The sequence below is a fragment of the Klebsiella sp. MBT K-1 genome, from assembly GCF_002556465.1.
GTDB lineage: Bacteria > Pseudomonadota > Gammaproteobacteria > Enterobacterales > Enterobacteriaceae > Klebsiella > Klebsiella grimontii.
This window is the reverse complement of sequence record NZ_PDEL01000011.1, coordinates 77,918-96,369: the sequence shown is the minus strand read 5'-3', so window position 1 is coordinate 96,369 and position 18,452 is coordinate 77,918. Positions and strand designations below refer to the sequence as shown.

General features: G+C 60.1%; 17 protein-coding genes. 9 read left to right on the top strand and 8 right to left on the bottom strand.

What is annotated here, in order from left to right; translation table 11 throughout:
* Window positions 1-38: 38 nt before the first annotated feature.
* Window positions 39-812 (bottom strand): esterase, encoded by a 774-nt coding sequence (gene ybfF / locus CMQ96_RS17645; RefSeq protein ID WP_098067084.1) that lies wholly within the window; start codon window positions 810-812, stop codon window positions 39-41.
* Window positions 813-996: 184 nt separating this feature from the next.
* Here ybfF and seqA point away from each other — a divergent pair, with 184 nt between their 5' ends.
* The 3 genes from seqA to CMQ96_RS17630 are packed head-to-tail and all read left to right on the top strand — an operon-like array spanning window position 997 to window position 3,694.
* Complete coding sequence (gene seqA / locus CMQ96_RS17640; protein ID WP_004132642.1) at window positions 997-1,545, top strand: replication initiation negative regulator SeqA; 549 nt, start codon at window positions 997-999, stop codon at window positions 1,543-1,545.
* Window positions 1,546-1,577: 32 nt separating this feature from the next.
* Window positions 1,578-3,218: a phosphoglucomutase (alpha-D-glucose-1,6-bisphosphate-dependent) gene (gene pgm, locus CMQ96_RS17635; RefSeq protein ID WP_004130488.1), complete on the top strand. Its 1,641-nt coding sequence runs from the start codon at window positions 1,578-1,580 to the stop codon at window positions 3,216-3,218.
* 56 nt (window positions 3,219-3,274) lie between these two features.
* Window positions 3,275-3,694, top strand: a complete 420-nt coding sequence (locus CMQ96_RS17630) for a hypothetical protein (RefSeq protein ID WP_004132637.1) — start codon at window positions 3,275-3,277, stop codon at window positions 3,692-3,694.
* 3 nt (window positions 3,695-3,697) lie between these two features.
* Here the strand turns inward: CMQ96_RS17630 and kdpE are convergent, their stop codons facing one another.
* The 6 genes from kdpE to kdpF are packed head-to-tail and all read right to left on the bottom strand — an operon-like array spanning window position 3,698 to window position 11,482.
* Window positions 3,698-4,375, bottom strand: coding sequence for a two-component system response regulator KdpE (gene kdpE, locus CMQ96_RS17625; protein ID WP_098067083.1), 678 nt, complete (start codon window positions 4,373-4,375; stop codon window positions 3,698-3,700).
* Window positions 4,372-7,059 carry a two-component system sensor histidine kinase KdpD gene (gene kdpD, locus CMQ96_RS17620; protein ID WP_098067082.1) on the bottom strand — a complete coding sequence of 896 codons (2,688 nt, stop codon included), beginning with the start codon at window positions 7,057-7,059 and terminating at the stop codon, window positions 4,372-4,374. Before kdpD ends, kdpE begins: the two co-directional genes overlap by 4 nt.
* 1 nt (window position 7,060) lies before the next feature.
* Window positions 7,061-7,636 carry a potassium-transporting ATPase subunit KdpC gene (gene kdpC, locus CMQ96_RS17615; protein ID WP_004132632.1) on the bottom strand — a complete coding sequence of 192 codons (576 nt, stop codon included), beginning with the start codon at window positions 7,634-7,636 and terminating at the stop codon, window positions 7,061-7,063.
* 10 nt (window positions 7,637-7,646) lie between these two features.
* Window positions 7,647-9,695 (bottom strand): potassium-transporting ATPase subunit KdpB, encoded by a 2,049-nt coding sequence (gene kdpB, locus CMQ96_RS17610; RefSeq protein ID WP_024358790.1) that lies wholly within the window; start codon window positions 9,693-9,695, stop codon window positions 7,647-7,649.
* Between the two features lie 21 nt (window positions 9,696-9,716).
* Window positions 9,717-11,393: a potassium-transporting ATPase subunit KdpA gene (kdpA, locus tag CMQ96_RS17605; protein ID WP_098067081.1), complete on the bottom strand. Its 1,677-nt coding sequence runs from the start codon at window positions 11,391-11,393 to the stop codon at window positions 9,717-9,719.
* Window positions 11,393-11,482, bottom strand: a complete 90-nt coding sequence (kdpF, locus tag CMQ96_RS17600; RefSeq protein ID WP_049250631.1) for a K(+)-transporting ATPase subunit F — start codon at window positions 11,480-11,482, stop codon at window positions 11,393-11,395. Before kdpF ends, kdpA begins: the two co-directional genes overlap by 1 nt.
* 306 nt (window positions 11,483-11,788) lie before the next feature.
* Here kdpF and CMQ96_RS17595 point away from each other — a divergent pair, with 306 nt between their 5' ends.
* Both CMQ96_RS17595 and phrB read left to right on the top strand, forming a co-directional pair.
* A complete protein-coding gene (locus CMQ96_RS17595) occupies window positions 11,789-11,998 on the top strand; it encodes a YbfA family protein (protein WP_162626030.1) in 210 nt (69 codons plus the stop codon).
* A gap of 202 nt (window positions 11,999-12,200) precedes the next feature.
* Complete coding sequence (gene phrB / locus CMQ96_RS17590) at window positions 12,201-13,643, top strand: deoxyribodipyrimidine photo-lyase (RefSeq protein ID WP_098067080.1); 1,443 nt, start codon at window positions 12,201-12,203, stop codon at window positions 13,641-13,643.
* On the opposite strand, the gene dtpD is transcribed toward phrB, so the two are convergent.
* On the bottom strand, window positions 13,612-15,093 hold the full coding sequence (gene dtpD, locus CMQ96_RS17585) for a dipeptide permease DtpD (protein WP_004132624.1): 1,482 nt from the start codon (window positions 15,091-15,093) through the stop codon (window positions 13,612-13,614). The two genes, phrB and dtpD, sit on opposite strands and share 32 nt — an antisense overlap.
* 270 nt (window positions 15,094-15,363) lie before the next feature.
* On the opposite strand from dtpD, the gene ybgI reads away from it, so the two are divergent.
* From ybgI to pxpA, 4 genes are read left to right on the top strand one after another with little or no spacing between them, the layout of a single operon-like run.
* Window positions 15,364-16,107, top strand: a complete 744-nt coding sequence (gene ybgI / locus CMQ96_RS17580; RefSeq protein ID WP_024358787.1) for a radiation resistance protein YbgI — start codon at window positions 15,364-15,366, stop codon at window positions 16,105-16,107.
* 15 nt (window positions 16,108-16,122) lie between these two features.
* The gene (gene pxpB, locus CMQ96_RS17575; RefSeq protein WP_004132173.1) at window positions 16,123-16,779 is read left to right on the top strand and encodes a 5-oxoprolinase subunit PxpB; all 657 of its coding nucleotides are present in this window, start codon (window positions 16,123-16,125) and stop codon (window positions 16,777-16,779) included.
* Window positions 16,773-17,705, top strand: a complete 933-nt coding sequence (pxpC, locus tag CMQ96_RS17570; protein WP_024358786.1) for a 5-oxoprolinase subunit PxpC — start codon at window positions 16,773-16,775, stop codon at window positions 17,703-17,705. The genes pxpB and pxpC overlap by 7 nt, the downstream gene beginning before the upstream one ends.
* Entirely contained in the window at window positions 17,695-18,441 is a 747-nt protein-coding gene (pxpA, locus tag CMQ96_RS17565) for a 5-oxoprolinase subunit PxpA (protein ID WP_004132170.1), read from the top strand. Before pxpC ends, pxpA begins: the two co-directional genes overlap by 11 nt.
* Window positions 18,442-18,452 lie beyond the last annotated feature (11 nt).

The following is an 18,452-nucleotide window of genomic DNA, read 5'->3' as shown; positions in this document are numbered from 1 at the left end:
CGGGCATTAAGCCGCGCGGTCGGGCAGATTTTAGCCAGTCAGGCGGCGATCGAGGTTAAATAACGGCGAATTGCGCGGATCACGGCCTCCGGTTTTTCGGCATGCACCCAGTGACCGGCGCCGGCGATAACGTGCGCGCGCGCCTGGGGAAACTGAGCCAATAGTGCATCACGGTATGCGTCGGTGACGTAGGGGGAGTTACCGCCGGGGATAAACAGCGCCGGATGCGGCCAGGCCGGGACGGCTTGCCAGCCGACGATATTATCGTACTGCTCCCACAGCACCGGTACGTTAAACCGCCACTGGCCGTCCACGAAAGACTTCAGCAGAAACTGAATCACGCCCTCTTCGTTAAGGTGCTGGCGCATGACTACCGCCGCCTGTTGACGCGTTGCGGCGCCCGCATCGGTGACGGCGTTGATGGCGGCGAAGATTTCATCATGACGGCGAACGTGATAATCCACCGGGGCGATATCAATGGCGACCAGGCCCGCGATGCGCTCCGGCGCCAGCGCGCTCAGCGCCATCACAGCCTTTCCGCCCATTGAGTGACCAATAAAGGTAGCTTTCTCAATCTGTGATTCATTGAGAGTATCAAGCAGATCCTGGGCCATCGCGGAATAGGTCATTTCCGGCGAGCGCGGCGAAAGACCGTGGTTTCGCATGTCGACCTGTAAAATATCGCGATCGTGAACCAGATCGCGGGCGAGGATCCCAAGGTTATCCAGGCTGCCAAAAAGGCCGTGGACCAGGACGATAGGGGGATTATTGTGCGGATTCTGTGCAGATTGCGCTCGGCTATTTAATTTCATGGCAAAGTTCTTTTTTTCGCTCCGTCGGGTTAGGGTATTATGTTGGACATTCTGCCATCCGGCTGCAAGACCCGGAAGATTTCCGAGTTTTACCGCCATCCTGGTTTGACGCTATCCGCGGTTGGGATTTGACCCTATAATCCCGACAACTTGTATTCAGAAAAAGATATCGCACTGGATTAAGATGAAAACAATTGAAGTTGATGATGAACTCTATAGCTATATTGCCAGCCACACCAAGCATATTGGCGAGAGCGCATCCGACATTTTACGGCGTATGTTGAAGTTTTCCGCCGTTTCCCAGCCTGTCGCGCCGGTAGCGAAAGCCGCTCCGGCCCCTGCGCCAACGCCTGTCGCTGAAGTGAAGCCCGCTAATCCTCTGAAGGATAAAGTCCGCGCGATGCGTGAGCTGCTGTTATCTGATGAGTACGCTGATCAAAAGCGCGCGGTAAACCGTTTCATGCTGGTTCTGACTACCCTCTACTCCTTAGACAGCAAAGCGTTCGCGGAGGCGACCGAGTCCCTCCACGGCCGCACTCGCGTTTATTTCGCTGAGGATGAGCGCACGCTGCAGAAAAACGGTAATCAGACGAAACCTAAGCAGGTTCCGGGCACGCCGTGGTGGGTCATTACAAATACCAATACCGGTCGCAAATGCAGCATGATCGAACATATCATGCAGTCTATGCAGTTCCCTGCGGAATTGATCGAAAAGGTTTGCGGTACGATCTAGTTAATTAACTTTTGCACCAGAAGGATCAGGCAATGGCAATCGATAAGCGCGCGGGTCAACCTGCGCAACAGAGTGATTTGATTAACGTCGCCCAGCTGACTGCCCAGTACTATGTGCTGAAGCCGGAAGTCGGCAACGCGGAACATGCGGTGAAGTTTGGCACCTCCGGTCACCGCGGCAGCGCGGCGCGCCACAACTTCAACGAGCAGCATATTCTGGCGATTGCTCAGGCAATTGCGGAAGACCGCGCGAAGAACGGGATCGCCGGCCCATGCTACGTCGGGAAGGACACTCATGCACTCTCCGAACCGGCCTTCATTTCCGTACTGGAAGTGCTGGCGGCGAACGGCGTTGACGTCATCGTTCAGGAAAACAACGGTTTCACCCCGACGCCGGCGATTTCTAATGCGATTCTGGTGCATAACAAAAAGGGCGGTCCGCTGGCTGACGGTATTGTGATCACGCCGTCCCACAACCCGCCGGAAGACGGTGGTATCAAGTACAATCCGCCAAACGGCGGCCCGGCTGATACCAACGTGACCAAGGTTGTCGAAAATCGCGCCAATGAACTGCTGGCTGCCGGTCTGCAGGGCGTCAAGCGTATTTCTCTTGACGCGGCGCTGGCCTCCGGCCACGTTAAAGAACAGGATCTGGTGCAGCCGTTTATTGAAGGGCTGGCGGATATCGTCGATATGGCGGCGATCCAGAAAGCCGGATTGACCCTCGGCGTCGACCCGCTGGGCGGCTCCGGTATCGAATACTGGAAGCGTATCGCTGAGCATTACAACCTCAATCTGACCATCGTCAACGACCACGTCGATCAGACCTTCCGCTTTATGCATCTCGATAAAGACGGCGCAATCCGTATGGACTGTTCCTCCGAGTGCGCGATGGCGGGCCTGCTGGCGCTGCGCGACAAATTTGACCTGGCCTTCGCGAATGACCCGGATTACGACCGTCACGGTATCGTCACGCCGGCCGGGTTGATGAACCCGAACCACTATCTGGCGGTGGCGATTAACTACCTGTTCCAGCATCGTCCGCAGTGGGGCAAAGATGTCGCCGTGGGTAAAACCCTGGTCTCCTCGGCGATGATTGACCGTGTGGTTAACGACCTCGGCCGTAAGCTGGTGGAAGTGCCGGTCGGCTTTAAGTGGTTTGTTGATGGTCTGTTTGACGGCAGCTTCGGCTTCGGCGGTGAAGAGAGCGCGGGGGCTTCGTTCCTGCGCTTTGACGGCACCCCGTGGTCCACCGACAAAGACGGCATCATCATGTGCCTGCTGGCGGCGGAAATCACCGCGGTCACCGGGAAAAACCCGCAGCAGCATTACGACGAGCTGGCAGAGCGCTTTGGCGCGCCGAGCTACAACCGTCTGCAGGCCTCCGCGACTTCTGCCCAGAAAGCGGCGCTGTCTAAGCTCTCTCCGGAAATGGTCAGCGCCAGCACCCTGGCGGGCGACCCGATTACCGCGCGTCTGACCGCGGCGCCGGGTAACGGGGCGGCGATTGGCGGCCTGAAGGTAATGACCGACAACGGCTGGTTCGCCGCGCGTCCGTCAGGAACCGAAGACGCCTATAAAATCTACTGTGAAAGCTTTCTCGGCGCTGAACATCGTCAGCAGATTGAGAAAGAAGCGGTGGAGATTGTCAGCGAAGTGCTGAAAAACGCGTAATTGACATCATGATAATCAGGCCCTTTTCAGGGCCTGATTTTTTCGCAGGGATAGCGATGAAACTGGAACGAAAAAACGTTTTTTGGTTCTGGGGTGGGATGGATCTGTTCTATCTCCTCCAGTTTATTGTCTGGAATGTCTACCATCAGCGAGTGCCTTTCTACAGCGATATCCTCGCTTATCTACAGCTTGTGCAAAGCTACGGTTCCGCGGCAGCCTGGCTATATCCGCTTAATGCCATATTGATTATCACTATTCCCGTCTCGATGATTCTCTTCTGGCGACACAGTCGCTATGCGCTGTGGCTGGCGTATGCGCAGACGCCGTTGCGTCTGATCTTCATGCTACCTTCGCTTTCGCTGGTGTTCTGGATGCTGCGCGAGATGGAGTTTAAGGGGAGCGCGTTTTATATTGGGTTCCTGCTGGTTTCAGAGGCGGCAAAAGTCGTCACCCTTTGGCGATGTCGCAGGGCCTGACTGCTAGGGCATAAACCGATAGCCGATCCCGGTTTCGGTCAGCAGATGCTGCGGGCGCGCCGGGTCGGCCTCCAGCTTCTGTCGCAGATGTCCCATATAGATCCGCAGATAGTGGCTGTGTTCCACCGCGTTCGGCCCCCAGACCTGGTTGAGCAGCTGCCGCTGGGTCAGCACTTTGCCGGGATTATTCAGCAGTACCGCCAGCAGGCGAAATTCAATGGGCGTCAGGTGGATCTCTTCGTCGCCGCGCACGATGCGGCGGGCGGGGATATCGACTTCGACATCGGCAAAAAGCACCAGCGGCTCATCGGCCTGGGCGCCGGCATGGCGGCGCATTGCCACCCTCAGCCGCGCCTGCAGTTCACCGATACCAAAGGGTTTGCTGAGATAATCATCGGCGCCGGCGTCAAGCGCGGCGATTTTGTCCTGCTCCTCGGTGCGCGCAGAGAGGACGATAATCGGCATCTGGCTCCACTGGCGAACCTCGCGGATAAACGCGTTGCCGTCACCATCGGGCAGGCCAAGATCGAGAATGGTTAAATCCGGCTTGCGGGTCGCGGCTTCGATCAGCCCGCGCTGCAGCGTTTCCGCTTCAAATACGCGCATGCCGTCGGCTTCCAGCGCGGTGCGCAGAAAGCGGCGGATAGCATGCTCATCTTCGATGATCAAAACGTTAATCACATTTCCTCGGCTAAATCTTCCAGTTCAGGGGGCGCTTCTCTCGGCAGTGTAACACGGAAACAGGCGCCGCCTTGCGGGCGCGTCGCGGCGCTAATCGTTCCGCCGTGCACCTCAACGATCGCCTGGCAAATCGCCAGGCCCAGACCGACGCCGGGGATCGCCGACTCTTTATTCCCGCGGGCGAATTTATCAAAGATAGCCTGTTCCTGGCCGGCAGGAATACCCGGTCCGTTATCCCAAACCTCAAGCAGTAAATTGTGCGGGTCGACGTGCGCGGTAATGCCGATGTGCGCCTCTGTTCCCGCGTACTTCACCGCATTTTCCAGCAGATTAATCAGTACCCGTTCAAATAGCGGCCCGTCGACGTGAACCAGCAGCAGCGGGTCCGGCAGCGCGAGCTGAATATGCCGGCCGCCGAGCCCCGGCTCCAGCATACGCAGCGCGCTACCGACCACCTCTTCCAGAGTTAGCCACTCTTTATGCAAATTAAAGCCGCCGGACTGGATCCGCGCCATGTCGAGGAGATTATTTACCAGCCGGGTGGTGTTCAACACGTGCTGACGAATCTCATTGGCCTGCGGCGCGTGTTTCGACCCTTCGCTGGCGAGATCGAGCGTCAGGATTTCAGCCTGGCCGAACAGCACCGTTAACGGCGTCCGCAGATCGTGGGACAGCGCTGCCAGCAGCGAGTTACGCAGGCTTTCCCGTTCGCTGTTCAGCCGCGCCTGCTCTTCGCTGGCGGTAAGCGTCAGTCTCTCCAGCGCGCTGGCGACCAGCAGGGTGAAGGTTTCCAGCAGGCGCTGCTGTTCGGGGATCATCAGCTGGCGGAGGTTGGCGGGTTCCACGACCAGCAGCCCCCAGGTGCGGGCGGCGCTTTTCAGCGGCAGGATTTGGTACGGCACGCCGGGTAGCGTATCGGTACCCGCCCCGGCGGGCTGCCCTTTATCGAAGCTCCAGCGGGCAATGGCGTCATCCCAGGTGATGGCCGCCGTTTGCGGAGTCAGCGGAGAGAGCCGGTTCGTTTCATCGGGCAGCAGCAGCTGGCTGCGCGCCTGAAACGTCGAGGCGATAAAGCGCTCGCTGGTGGCGGCGACATCCTCACGGCTGCGGCCCACCGCCAGCGCTTTTGACATTTCGTACAGATGCCGGGTGCGCTGTTCGCGATAGCGCGCCACCCGCGCCTGATAGCGTACGCCGGCGGTGAGGTTGCCGATAAGCAGCCCGACGGTGAGCATCACGCTAAAGGTCAGCAGATACTGCACATCGGAAACCGCCAGCGTACCGCGCGGCGCGACAAAAAACAGGTCAAAGCTGACCACGTTAATCACCGTCGCCAGCACCGACGGCCAGCGTCCATACAACAGGGCGATAATTACCACGCCCAGCAGATACAGCATCACCAGGTTGGCGGCTTCAAAGGCCATCAGCCACTGCATGGCGACGACGGTTATCACCGCGCACAGGGCGATGGCGACGACGCATCCCTGGAGCTGCAAACGCCATTTTTCCATTGCGGTCCGGCCATCGCTGGCGCGAGCGGGCAGGGGGGCGGCCTTTTCATCCAGCGCGATCACGACCAGATCGAGGTCCGGCGCGTGGCGGGCCAGCCGATCGGCGAAGCCGCTGCGGTCCCACCAGCGCCTTTTTTGCTGGCGGCCAATCACTATCTTGCCGAGGTTATGCTCGCGGGCGTAGTGCAGAACGGCCCGCTCTTCAGAAGGATCGGCGAGGGTCGCGGTTTCCGCCCCCAGTTCCTGAGCCAGCCTGAGCGCGGCGAGGATCGCCCGCCGTTTCGCTTCCGGCAGGCGATGCAGAGAGGGGGTTTCCACATACACCGCATGCCAGACGCTCCCCAGCCTGGCCGCGAGGCGGGCGGCGGCGCGAACCAGCTTTTCGCTGCCGGTGTTGTGGCCGATGCAGAGCAAAATGGCGTCGCGGGTGTGCCAGACTTTTTCCTGTCCCTGACGATCGCGCCAGGCGCGCATTTGCTCATCGACCCGATCGGCGGTACGGCGCAGCGCCAGCTCGCGCAGGGCGATCAGGTTGCCCTTGCGAAAGAAGTTCTCAATAGCCCGCTCGGCCTGGCCGCCGATATAGACTTTCCCTTCATTGAGCCGCTGGCGGAGATCGTCCGGGGGCAGGTCGACCAGCACTACGTCGTCGGCGGCGTCGAAAAACGGATCGGGGACGGTTTCACGGACCTGCACGCCGGTGATGCCGCTGACGACGTCGTTCAGGCTCTCGAGGTGCTGGACGTTAATGGTGGTAAACACGTCGATGCCGGCTTCCAACAGCTCTTCGACGTCCTGCCAGCGTTTAGGATGACGGGAGCCGGGCGCGTTGCTGTGCGCCAGCTCATCGACCAGGATCAGCGCCGGGCGGCGGGCCAGGGCGCCGTCAAGGTCAAACTCTTTAACGTAGCGCCCGCGGTGGGAGAGGCGGCGCTGGGGCAGGGTGCAGAGCCCCTCAAGCATCGCCGCCGTCTCTTTACGCCCGTGGGTTTCCGCCACGCCAATCAGAATATCCAGCCCCTGGGCGCGCAGCCGCTGCGCTTCCGCCAGCATCGCCCAGGTTTTCCCCACCCCCGCGCAGGCGCCGAAAAAAACCTTTAACTTACCGCGATGCGGGGCGGCGGTGTGTTGCAGCAGGCGATCGGGGTCCGGACGCAGCGGCTCGTCACTCATTTCACTTATCCTTCAGGGCATCCAGCGACATATTCAGCTGCAGTATATTTACCACAGGTTGGCCGAGAAAGCTGAGCAACGGTTTTTGCGTTGCCTCGTTGACCAGCTGCGTGACCTGCTCCACGCTCAGCTGCCGGGCTTTGGCGACGCGCGGCGCCTGCCACAGGGCGGCGGCCGGGGTCAGGCTGTAATCCAGTCCGCTTGCCGAGGCGGTGACCAGCTCCACCGGAACCCTGGACGTGGCGTCCGGGTTGGCGACGCGCAGGGTCTGCACTCGTTCGCTGATGGCTTTATCCAGCGCCGGATTGCTGGCCGCGAGGTTGCTGCCGCCGGATGCCAGCGGATTATCCGGCATCTCCGCCGTGGCGGATGGGCGACCCTGGAAATAGCCCGGCGCGGTAAAGTTCTGCCCGATAAGGCTGGAACCGCGCACTTCGCCGTCAATCCTCAGAAGCGAGCCGTTGGCCTGCTGCGGGAACCACCACTGTCCTAGCGCGGTGGTTAACAGCGGATAGACGCCGCCGGTGAGCAGCGTTAACAGAATAAACAGCACAACAGCAGGACGAATCAATGACATGGTTTTTTCCTCACATCAGCCCGGTCAGGGTCAGTAACAGGTCGATCGCTTTGATACCGATAAACGGCACCAGCAGTCCGCCCAGGCCATAGACCCACAGGTTGCGGCGCAGCATCGCCGAGGCCGTCAGCGGCTTATAGCTCACCCCCTTCAGCGCCAGCGGGATCAGGAAGATGATAATCAGCGCATTAAAAATCACCGCGCTCAGGATCGCCGAAGAGGGCGAGTGCAGATGCATCACGTTAAGCATCGCCAGCGGCGGATAGACCGCGGCAAAGGCGGCCGGAATGATGGCAAAGTACTTCGCCACGTCATTGGCGATACTGAAGGTGGTTAATGAACCGCGGGTCATCAGCATCTGTTTACCGATGTGCACGACCTCGATCAGTTTGGTGGGGTTGGAGTCGAGGTCCACCATGTTACCCGCCTCTTTCGCCGCCTGGGTACCGGAGTTCATCGCCACCGCGACGTCGGCCTGCGCCAGCGCCGGGGCGTCGTTGGTACCGTCGCCGGTCATCGCCACCAGCCGTCCTTCCGACTGATACTGGCGGATTAACGCCAGCTTGGCTTCCGGCGTCGCTTCGGCGAGAAAGTCGTCCACGCCCGCTTCCGCGGCGATAGCGGCGGCGGTCAGGCGGTTATCGCCGGTGATCATCACCGTTTTAATCCCCATTTTACGCAGCTGGGCAAAACGCTCTTTGATGCCGCCTTTGACGATATCTTTCAGCGAAATAATCCCCAGCACCCGCTCGCCTTCGGCGACCACCAGCGGCGTGGCGCCAAGACGCGCCACGTCTTCAACCTGTTTATCGACATCGGCCGGGAAGTGGCCGCCGTTAGCCTCAACGTGGCGGCGAATGGCATCCACGGAACCTTTACGGATCATCCGCTGGTCGATGTTAATCCCGCTCATCCGGGTCTGGGCGGTAAAGGGCACGAAGGTGGCGTGCAGCGATTGCAGATCGCGCTCGCGCAGATTAAAGCGCTGCTTTGCCAGCACCACGATGCTGCGGCCTTCCGGCGTTTCGTCGGCCAGCGAAGAGAGCTGGGCGGCATCGGCAAGGGTTTTCTCTTCCACGCCCTGCGCGGGCAGGAACGCTGAAGCCTGGCGGTTGCCGAGGGTAATGGTGCCGGTTTTATCCAGCAGTAGAACGTCGACATCGCCCGCCGCTTCAACCGCGCGTCCGCTGGTGGCAATCACGTTCGCGCCGAGCATGCGGCTCATCCCGGCGACGCCGATAGCCGACAGCAGGCCGCCGATAGTGGTCGGGATCAGGCACACCAGCAGCGCCACCAGCACCGTCACGCTGACCGCGTTACCGCTCCAGGCGGAGAAGGGCCAGATGGTGGCGGTGGCCAGCAGGAACACCAGGGTCAGGGCGATAAGCAGGATCGTCAGGGCGATTTCGTTCGGCGTCTTGCGCCGCTGGGCGCCTTCAACCATGGCGATCATCCGGTCGAGGAAGGTTTCGCCCGGGTTGACGCTGCAGCGGATCACCAGCCAGTCGGAGAGAATACGCGTCCCGCCGGTCACCGAGGCGAAGTCGCCCCCGGATTCGCGGATAACCGGCGCGGATTCGCCGGTAATGGCGCTTTCATCCACGGATGCGCCGCCTTCGATAACCTCGCCGTCGCAGGGAATAATATCCCCCGCTTCGACCAGCACCACGTCGCCTTTACGCAGATCTTCAGCGGGTACGTGGTCAATTTGCGCATCGTGCTGCGGCGCGCGCAGCTTACGGGCAAAGGCGGTCTTTTTGACCCCCTTCAAGCTGTTGGCCTGCGCTTTACTGCGGCCTTCGGCCATCGCTTCGGCGAAATTGGCGAACAGGACGGTGAACCACAGCCAGAGACTAATGGCGGCGGTAAAACCGGCGCTGCCGGCGATATGCCCGCTCGCCATGGCGATAGCGAGCAGGGTGGTCAGCAGGCTGCCGATCCAGACGATAAACATCACTGGGTTACGCCACTGTACGGCAGGGCTCAGTTTTTTCACGGCGTCCAGCAGCGCCTGGCGCACCAGCGTCGGCTCCAGCAGGGCTAATGATTTGCGACTCATAACAGGTTGCTCCGCAATCGCTTAAAGTAAGGAAAAGTGTTCCGCCAGCGGGCCGAGCGCCAGCGCGGGAATAAAGGTCAGGGCGCCCACCAGCAGTACGGTGCCGATCAGCAGGCCGATAAACAGCGCGTCGTGGGTGGCGAGCGTGCCGCTGCCGGCGGGCTGAATTTTCTTGGTCACCAGCGAACCGGCAATGGCCATCACCGGGATAATCACCGCGAAGCGGCCAACCAGCATGCAGAACGCCAGCAGCAGGTTCCAGAACGGCGTCGCCGCGCTCAGGCCGCCAAAGGCGCTGCCGTTGTTGTTGGCCGCGGAGGTGACGGCGTACAGCACTTCGCTGAAGCCGTGCGGTCCGGGGTTGAACATGCCCGCGCGCCCGGCCTCGGTCATCATTGCCAGCGCCGTACCGAGCAGCACCAGCGTTGGGGTCACGAGGATCGCCAGCGCGATCATTTTCATTTCGCGCACGTCGATCTTTTTGCCGAGGTATTCCGGTGTGCGGCCAATCATCAGCCCGGCGATGAAGACCGCCAGCATGACGAACAGCAGCATGCCGTACAGGCCAGAGCCCACGCCGCCGAAGACCACTTCGCCTATCTGCATCAGCCACATCGGCACCATCCCGCCCAGCGCGGTAAAGGAGTCATGCATGGCGTTGACCGCGCCGCATGACGCGGCGGTGGTGACCACGGCGAACAGGCTGCTGGCGAGAATGCCGAACCGGCTCTCTTTGCCTTCCATATTCAGGCTACTATCGGCGCCAAGGCTCAGCAGATGCGGGTTGCCGCGGGTCTCCGCCCACATCACTACCGCCACGCAGACGATGAAGATCAGCGTCATCGCCCACAGAATCGCGCGTCCCTGACGGCGGTCGCCCACCACCTCGCCGAAGGCGAAGCACAGCGCCGCCGGGATGAGAAAGATAGCCAGCATCTGCACCAGGTTGGTCAGCGCGGTGGGGTTTTCAAACGGATGCGCCGAGTTGGCGTTAAAGAAGCCGCCGCCGTTGGTCCCCAGCATTTTTATCGCTTCCTGCGAGGCCACCGGCCCCATCGGCAGCATCTGGCGTACCCCTTCAAGCGAGGTAAATCCCTGATTGGGGGAAAAGCTCTGCGGTACGCCCTGCTGAATAAAGAACAGCGCGATGAGCAGCGAAATCGGCAGCAGCCAGAGGGTGATGCGGGTCAGGTCGACCCAGGCGTTGCCCAGGGTGCTGACTTTCTGTCGGGCATAGGCGCGGGTGAGGGCAAAGATCACCGCGATGCCGGTGGCGGCGGAGAGGAAGTTTTGCACCGCCAGCCCGGCCATCTGGCTAAGACTACTCATGGTGGTTTCACCGGCATAGGCCTGCCAGTTGGTGTTGCTGACAAAGCTCACCGCCGTATTCAGCGCCAGGTCCCACGACAGGCCGGGCTGATGCTGCGGGTTAAGCGGCAGCGAGCCCTGGAACGTCAGCAGCGCGAACAGCGCCACCAGACCCAGCGCGTTAAACAGCAGGATAGCGAATAAATATTGATACCAGTTCATCTCCTGCGAACGAATGCCCGCCGCCCGCCATAAACCGCGTTCGATACCGGCCAGGCCCGGTAGCGGGGCATCATTGATCATGGTCGCCAGCGCCGCGCCCAGCGGACGCGCCAGGATCATCAGTAGCAGAATAAAGCTCGCAATGAGCAAAAATCCTTGAGCGGCCATCAGAATGCCTCCGCGTGTATCAGGGCATAAACCAGATAAACCAGCAACAGGAACACCAGCGCTACGCCAGCGATTACGCCTGCAGTCACAATCCACCTCCGGGTGTATTTTCGATTTACGAGGAGAATAGGCAGTCGGGCGCAAAGATTTCGCAAAAATCAGCGACGGGGGTGTAAAAAAAATATAAAAATCACCAAGCCCACAATTTAACTAATGGTTAGTATTAATTTAACTTTTTTGTAACTAAGTTACCGGATGAATGTAAATAAAAGCTAAATAGGCGCTTTTTAGTGGTCGGATGAGTAGTAAAATTACAGCCAAAGCGGTACTATTTTAAGCAGAGAAACATTGTAACTTTTCCGGCCTTGCTTGCCGGCCTGACAAAGGGGAGAGAAATTATGGCGTTGTACAAAACTTATCCTGCTCATATCATCTTTGCGCGTCGCGCTTTCGCCGTGACGGCTGGCGTGCTGGCGCTGCCGGTAATGCTGTTCTGGAAAGACCGCGCGCGTTTCTACAGCTGGCTGCACCGCGTGTGGGCAAAAACCAGCGAACAGCCGGTATGGATGGCGCAGGCGGAAAAGGCCTCCGCAGATTTTTATTAACCTTTGCAGATGGCCGAACGGCTAAGCCTGCTGAAGCGCAGGCGCTGCGCCTAAGAATTTTGTTATCAATCACGCCGCCGGTTTATCCGGCGGTTTTTTTTTGCCTGGAGTGGCTTACACTTATTAACTTCCCGCAGGCTAAGCCCGGGGGATAGCTGTTTTAGACGTCGTATGTATCCATTTTAATGATGAAAGGAATGTTATGGCCACCCATCTGGTCTGGTTTCGCGCGGATTTGCGCATGCACGATAATCTGGCGCTTGCTGCCGCCTGCCGCGATCCCCATGCCGAGGTGCTGGGGTTATTTATCGCCACGCCAGGGCAATGGCGCCAGCACGGGATGGCGGCGCGTCAGGCTGCATTTATCGTTAGCCATCTTCACAGCCTGCAAGCGGCGCTGGCGGAAAAGGGGATCCCGCTGCACGTTGAACAGGCGGAAGATTTTGCCGCCAGCGTAAAACGGCTCGCCAGCTTCTGCGGGCAGCAGCAGGTCACACATCTGTTTTACAACTATCAGTACGAAATTAACGAACGCCAGCGCGATGCCGCGGTGGAAAATACCCTGGCCGGAGTGACTTGTCAGGGTTTTGATGACAGCGTCCTGCTGCCGCCGGGCAGCGCGCTGACCGGCAATCGCGAAATGTATAAGGTGTTTACGCCGTTTAAAAATGCCTTTCTTCGCCGTTTACAGGAAGCGCTGCCCGAGTGCGTCGCCGCGCCGAAAGTCCGCGCGAGTGGCCCCATCGCTGCCGCCTCTAATGTGGAAATAGACTATCCGCAGACGCCCTTTGATAGCGAGCTGTTCGCCGCGGATGAAAAAAGCGCTATCGCCCGGCTCCGCGGTTTCTGCCAGCAAAAAGCCGCCGATTATGAACAGCAGCGCGATCTTCCCGCCGTCGAAGGAACCAGCCGGCTGTCGCCGTGCCTGGCGGTGGGCGCGCTCTCGCCGCGCCAGTGCCTGCACCGTTTGCTGGTTGAGCAGCCGCGGGCGCTGGATGGCGAAGCCGGGGCGGTATGGCTCAACGAGCTTATCTGGCGCGAGTTTTACCGTCATCTGATGGTTTACTACCCAAACTTGTGTAAAGGTCGCCCTTTTATCGGCTGGACCGATAACGTGGCGTGGCTGGATGATAAATCCGCGCTTCAGGCCTGGCAGCGCGGGCAAACCGGTTTCCCGATTGTCGATGCCGCCATGCGTCAGCTTAATACCACTGGGTGGATGCATAACCGCCTGCGGATGATTGTCGCCAGCTTCCTGGTGAAAGACCTGCGAATCGACTGGCGGCTGGGCGAGCGCTACTTTATCGAACAGCTTATTGATGGCGATCTGGCGGCGAATAACGGCGGCTGGCAGTGGGCGGCCTCCACGGGTACCGATGCCGCGCCCTATTTTCGTATTTTTAACCCGACGACCCAGGGAGAACGCTTCGATAAAGCGGGGCGGTTTATTCGTCACTGGCTGCCGGAGCTGGCCGGAGTGCCAGAGAAAGCGGTGCATCAACCGTGGCTGTGGGCGGAAAAGCAGGGCGTAAAGCTGGATTATCCGCGCCCGATTGTTGACCACAAGCAGGCGCGGCTGGAGACGCTGGCGGCCTGGGAAGCCGCCAGAGAACTTAAGACTCCATCGCCAGGCGACGAGCCCTGATCTTAACGGAGTGATACAGCCAGATCGCCAGCACCAGGCCGACGCAGGCCAGCGCGCCCCAGGTTATCTGGCTGAACACCTCAATGTAGGCGTTAATCGAGTAGTTGATGGCCCCGGCGGCGTCGAACGACCCCTGCGAGGTCTGGTCGGCAATCACCCCCGCCAGATAGTTGGCGATTGCGCCGGAGAGCAGCATATAAATGCCGGTCAGCACGCCGGTCACGCCGGGGATCTGAATGCGGGTGATTTGCGACATCGCAACCGGGTCGATAAACAGCTCGGCAAAGCCCATCACCGCCAGACCCAATACCATTAGCGGCATCGAGGAGTGGCCATAGGCGGCTGACCAGCGGGCGCTGAGGGTCAGGATGCAGAACCCGGCGCTCATCAGGCCGAGGCCCAACGCAAACTTGCCCCAGATGCGCACGGTACGGTTGCCGTTGATATTCTCTTTCACCAGCCACGCCAGCACCACTCCGCAGAGCATCACCGCAAAGGCGTTGACCGACTGGAACATCGCGGTCGGTATTTCATAGCCCATAAAATGGCGGTTAACGAAACGGTCGATATACAGGCTGATGGAACTGCCGCCCTGCTGCGCAAAGGCCCAGAACAGCAGGCTGAAGCAGGTGAGCACCATAATCAGCCGCAGATCTTTACGCTGCCCGGCGGTCTCCGCGCGCAGGTAGATCCGCGTCAGTACCGCCAGGCCGATAACCGTCGCCACAATCAGCGCATAGACCGACCACTCCTGCCAAAACAGCACGGTGATTAGCAGCGGAGCGGCGATCAGCAGCACCAGCAGCCAGCCCCAGTTTGGTAAAACAAAGCTCCGCGCCCGCAGCGCTTCGCGATTGACGCCCCGGGTATGGCGGAAATGGCGGTTGCCGCTGAGGAAAATGACCAGCCCGGCGATCATGCCTACCGCCGCCAGCGCAAAGCCCATCGCCCAGCTGTACTCCTCCTGCACGTAGCCGCAGGCGATTGGCGCAATGATAGACCCGACGTTGCCCGCCGCGTACATCAGCGAAAAACCGCCGTCGCGGCGCGGGTCGGTGGGTTCATACAGTTCGCCGAGCAGGCAGCTGACGTTGGATTTAAACAGCCCGTAGCCGCAGACAATAATCGCCAGCGACAGATAGAGGAAGGTGGGGGCGATTTCGCTGGCGCCGAGCACCAGATGGCCGATGGCCATCAACAGCGCGCCGAGCATCACCGCCATGCGGTTGCCCAGCAGCTTATCGGCCAGGAAGCCGCCGAGAATCGGCGTGACGTAAACTAAAGAACAGTAGGCGCTGAACAGCGCATAAGCGTGATTATCGTCATACTTGAGCTGATTGGTGAGATAAAGAATCAGCAGCGCGCGCATGCCGTAAAAGCTGAAGTATTCCCAGATTTGCAGCGCGACGACGTAATAAATCGCCCGCGGCTGTGAGGATTGTGTGTTCATGTAATGCTTCGTCCTGCCATAAAAAAGAAAGTCGATCTTTCTGCATGAATAGCTATTAACTAGCGATATTCATGGCGTTATAGGCTTTCTGGTTATTTAATATGCTGTAATAGTGCATAAATATACACGAATGCGCGCAGGAGGGAGTAGACAAATTGCGGGATTTCGCGAAAAGTCAAAATGGACGGCGAAGCGGCAGAACTATCGACTGACCGGGCGGATACCGTTATGTTATCCCTCTGCATAGAATGATGACCTGGTGGAGCGGCAATGAAAAATAGTGAACTGGAACAACTGATTAATGAAAAGCTGAATAGCGCGGCCATCAGTGATTACGCCCCCAATGGGCTCCAGGTGGAAGGGCGCGAGACGATACAAAAAATCGTCACCGGCGTAACCGCCAGCCAGGCGCTGCTGGATGAAGCCGTGCGCCTGGAGGCCGATGCGGTGATCGTCCATCACGGCTACTTCTGGAAAGGTGAATCGCCGGTGATTCGCGGCATGAAGCGCAACCGCCTCAAAACGCTGTTGGCTAACGACATTAACCTCTACGGCTGGCACCTGCCGCTTGATGCCCACCCGGAACTGGGCAATAACGCCCAGTTGGCGTCGCTGCTCGGCATCAACGTGATGGGCGAAATCGAGCCGCTGGTGCCGTGGGGCGAACTGTCGATGGCGGTATCGGGTCTGGAACTGGCTTCGTGGATTGAAGCGCGGCTGGGACGCAAACCGCTGTGGTGCGGCGACACCGGGCCGGACAAAGTCGCTCGCGTGGCGTGGTGCACCGGCGGCGGCCAGAGCTTTATCGACAGCGCCGCCCGCTTTGGCGTCGACGCGTTTATTACCGGTGAGGTTTCAGAGCAAACCATCCACTCGGCGCGCGAGCAGGGGCTGCATTTTTACGCCGCCGGGCACCATGCCACCGAGCGCGGCGGAATTCGCGCGTTAAGCGAATGGCTAACGGAAAATACCGAACTGGACGTCACGTTTATTGATATCCCCAACCCGGCTTGATGAACGGAGGCAAAAGTGCAGCGAGCGCGTTGTTATTTGTTAGGTGAAACGGCAGTGGTACTGGAGCTTGAGCCGCCGGTAACCCTGGAAAGCCAGAAGCGGATCTGGCGGTTAGCCCAGCGGCTGGTAGGCCATACCGAGGTGGTGGAAGCCATCCCGGGGATGAACAACATTACCGTGATATTGCGTAATCCGCAGCAGACGGCGTGGGATGCGATTGAGCGCCTGCAGCTCTGGTGGGAGGAGTGCGATACGCTCGAACCGGAATCGCGGCAGGTGTCGGTTCCGGTGGTTTACGGCGGCGAATACGGACCGGATCTGGGGGAAATTGCCCGCCACAGCGGCCTGAGCGAGAAGCAGGTGGTTGAGCTGCATTCGTCGGTGGAGTACGTGGTGTGGTTCCTCGGCTTTCAGCCGGGTTTCCCGTATTTCGGCGGCCTGCCAGAAAAGCTGGCGATGCCGCGACGGGCGGAGCCGCGCCTGCTGGTGCCCGCCGGGTCCGTCGGTATTGGCGGCGCGCAAACCGGGATCTATCCGCTGGCGACGCCGGGGGGGTGGCAGCTGCTGGGGCGTACGCCGCTGGCGCTATTTGATCCGAAGCGCAAGGAACCGGTGCTGCTGCGTTCCGGCGACAGAGTGCGTTTCGTGCCGCAAAAGGAGGGCGTATGTTAAAAATTATCCGCGCCGGAATGTATACCTCGGTGCAGGACGGCGGGCGTGAAGGGCTGCGTCAGCTGGGCATCAGCCGCTGCGGCGCGATGGATAAGCCGGCGCTGGTCACCGCCAATCTGCTGGTGGGTAACGGCGCCAACGCCGCGGCGCTGGAGATAACCCTGGGCCAGGTGGATATTCAGTTTGAGCGTAGCGGCTGGTTTGCGCTGACCGGCGCCGCCTGCGAGGCGAAGCTCGATGGCGAGCCGGTATGGGTGGGCTGGCGAACGGCGGTCAAGGCCGGGCAGCATCTGGTGCTCAAGAATCCCCAGCACGGCGTGCGCAGCTATCTGGCGGTGGCGGGGGGAATTGCGGTGCCGAAGGTGCTGGGTTCGCGCAGCACTGACCTGAAAGTGGGAATTGGCGGCCTTGAAGGGCGACGCTTGCAGGACGGCGACCGGCTGAAGCTGGGGAAATCGGATAAGCAGTTCCGCGGACCGCGCGGCGTGAAGCAGCTGCCCATCGGCAACCGCATCCGCGCGCTGCCCGGGCCGGAGTACCAGGAGTTCGATAGCGTGTCGCAGGACGCCTTCTGGCGTTCGCCGTGGCGGCTTAGCCCGCAGAGCAATCGCATGGGCTACCGCCTGCAGGGGCAACCGCTGAAGCGAATGACCGATCGCGAGATGCTGTCCCACGGCCTGCTGCCTGGGGTGGTGCAGGTTCCGCATAACGGCCAGCCCATCGTACTGATGAACGACGCGCAGACCACCGGCGGCTATCCGCGGATTGCGACCATTATCGAAGCCGACATGTACCAGCTGGCGCAGATCCCGCTGGGACAACCGATCCACTTTGTTCCCTGCTCCCTGGAGGAAGCGCTGAAAGCGCGCGCCGACAGGCAACGTTACTTTGAACAACTGGCATGGAGACTTAACGATGAAGATTGATTTAAACGCCGATCTCGGCGAAGGCTGCGCCAACGATAGCGCGCTGCTACAGCTGGTCTCTTCCGCCAATATCGCCTGCGGTTTCCATGCGGGCGATGCGCTAATGATGCTGCAGTGCGTCCGCGAAGCGCTGAAATATGGCGTCGCGGTGGGCGCGCATCCCAGCTTTCCCGACCGGGAAAATTTTGGCCGTACGGCGATGCAGCTGCCGCCGGAAACGGTTTATGCGCAAACGCTGTATCAGGTTGGCGCGCTGGCGGCGCTGGTGCGCGCTCAGGGCGGCGAGCTGCGGCACGTCAAGCCGCACGGTATGCTCTATAACCAGGCGGCAAAAGATCCGCAGCTAGCTGACGCTATCGCCAAAGCGGTATATGACGTTGACGCGGGTCTGGTGCTGGTGGGCCTGGCGGGCAGCGAGCTGATTCGCGCCGGGCAGCGTTATCAGCTGACCACTCGCCAGGAGGTCTTCGCCGACCGCGGCTATCTGGCGGACGGCAGCCTGGTGCCGCGTACCCAGCCCGGCGCGCTGATCGAAAGCGAAGAACAGTCGCTGGCGCAAACCCTGGAAATGGTGCAGCACAGCCGGGTGCGCAGTATCACCGGCGAATGGGCGCACGTGGTGGCGGAAACCGTCTGCCTGCACGGTGACGGCGAGCACGCGCTGGATTTTGCGCGCCGCTTGCGCGCGGCGTTTGCCGGGCGCAATATACAGGTCAGTGCGGAAGTGCAAGAATAAAAACAATAAAA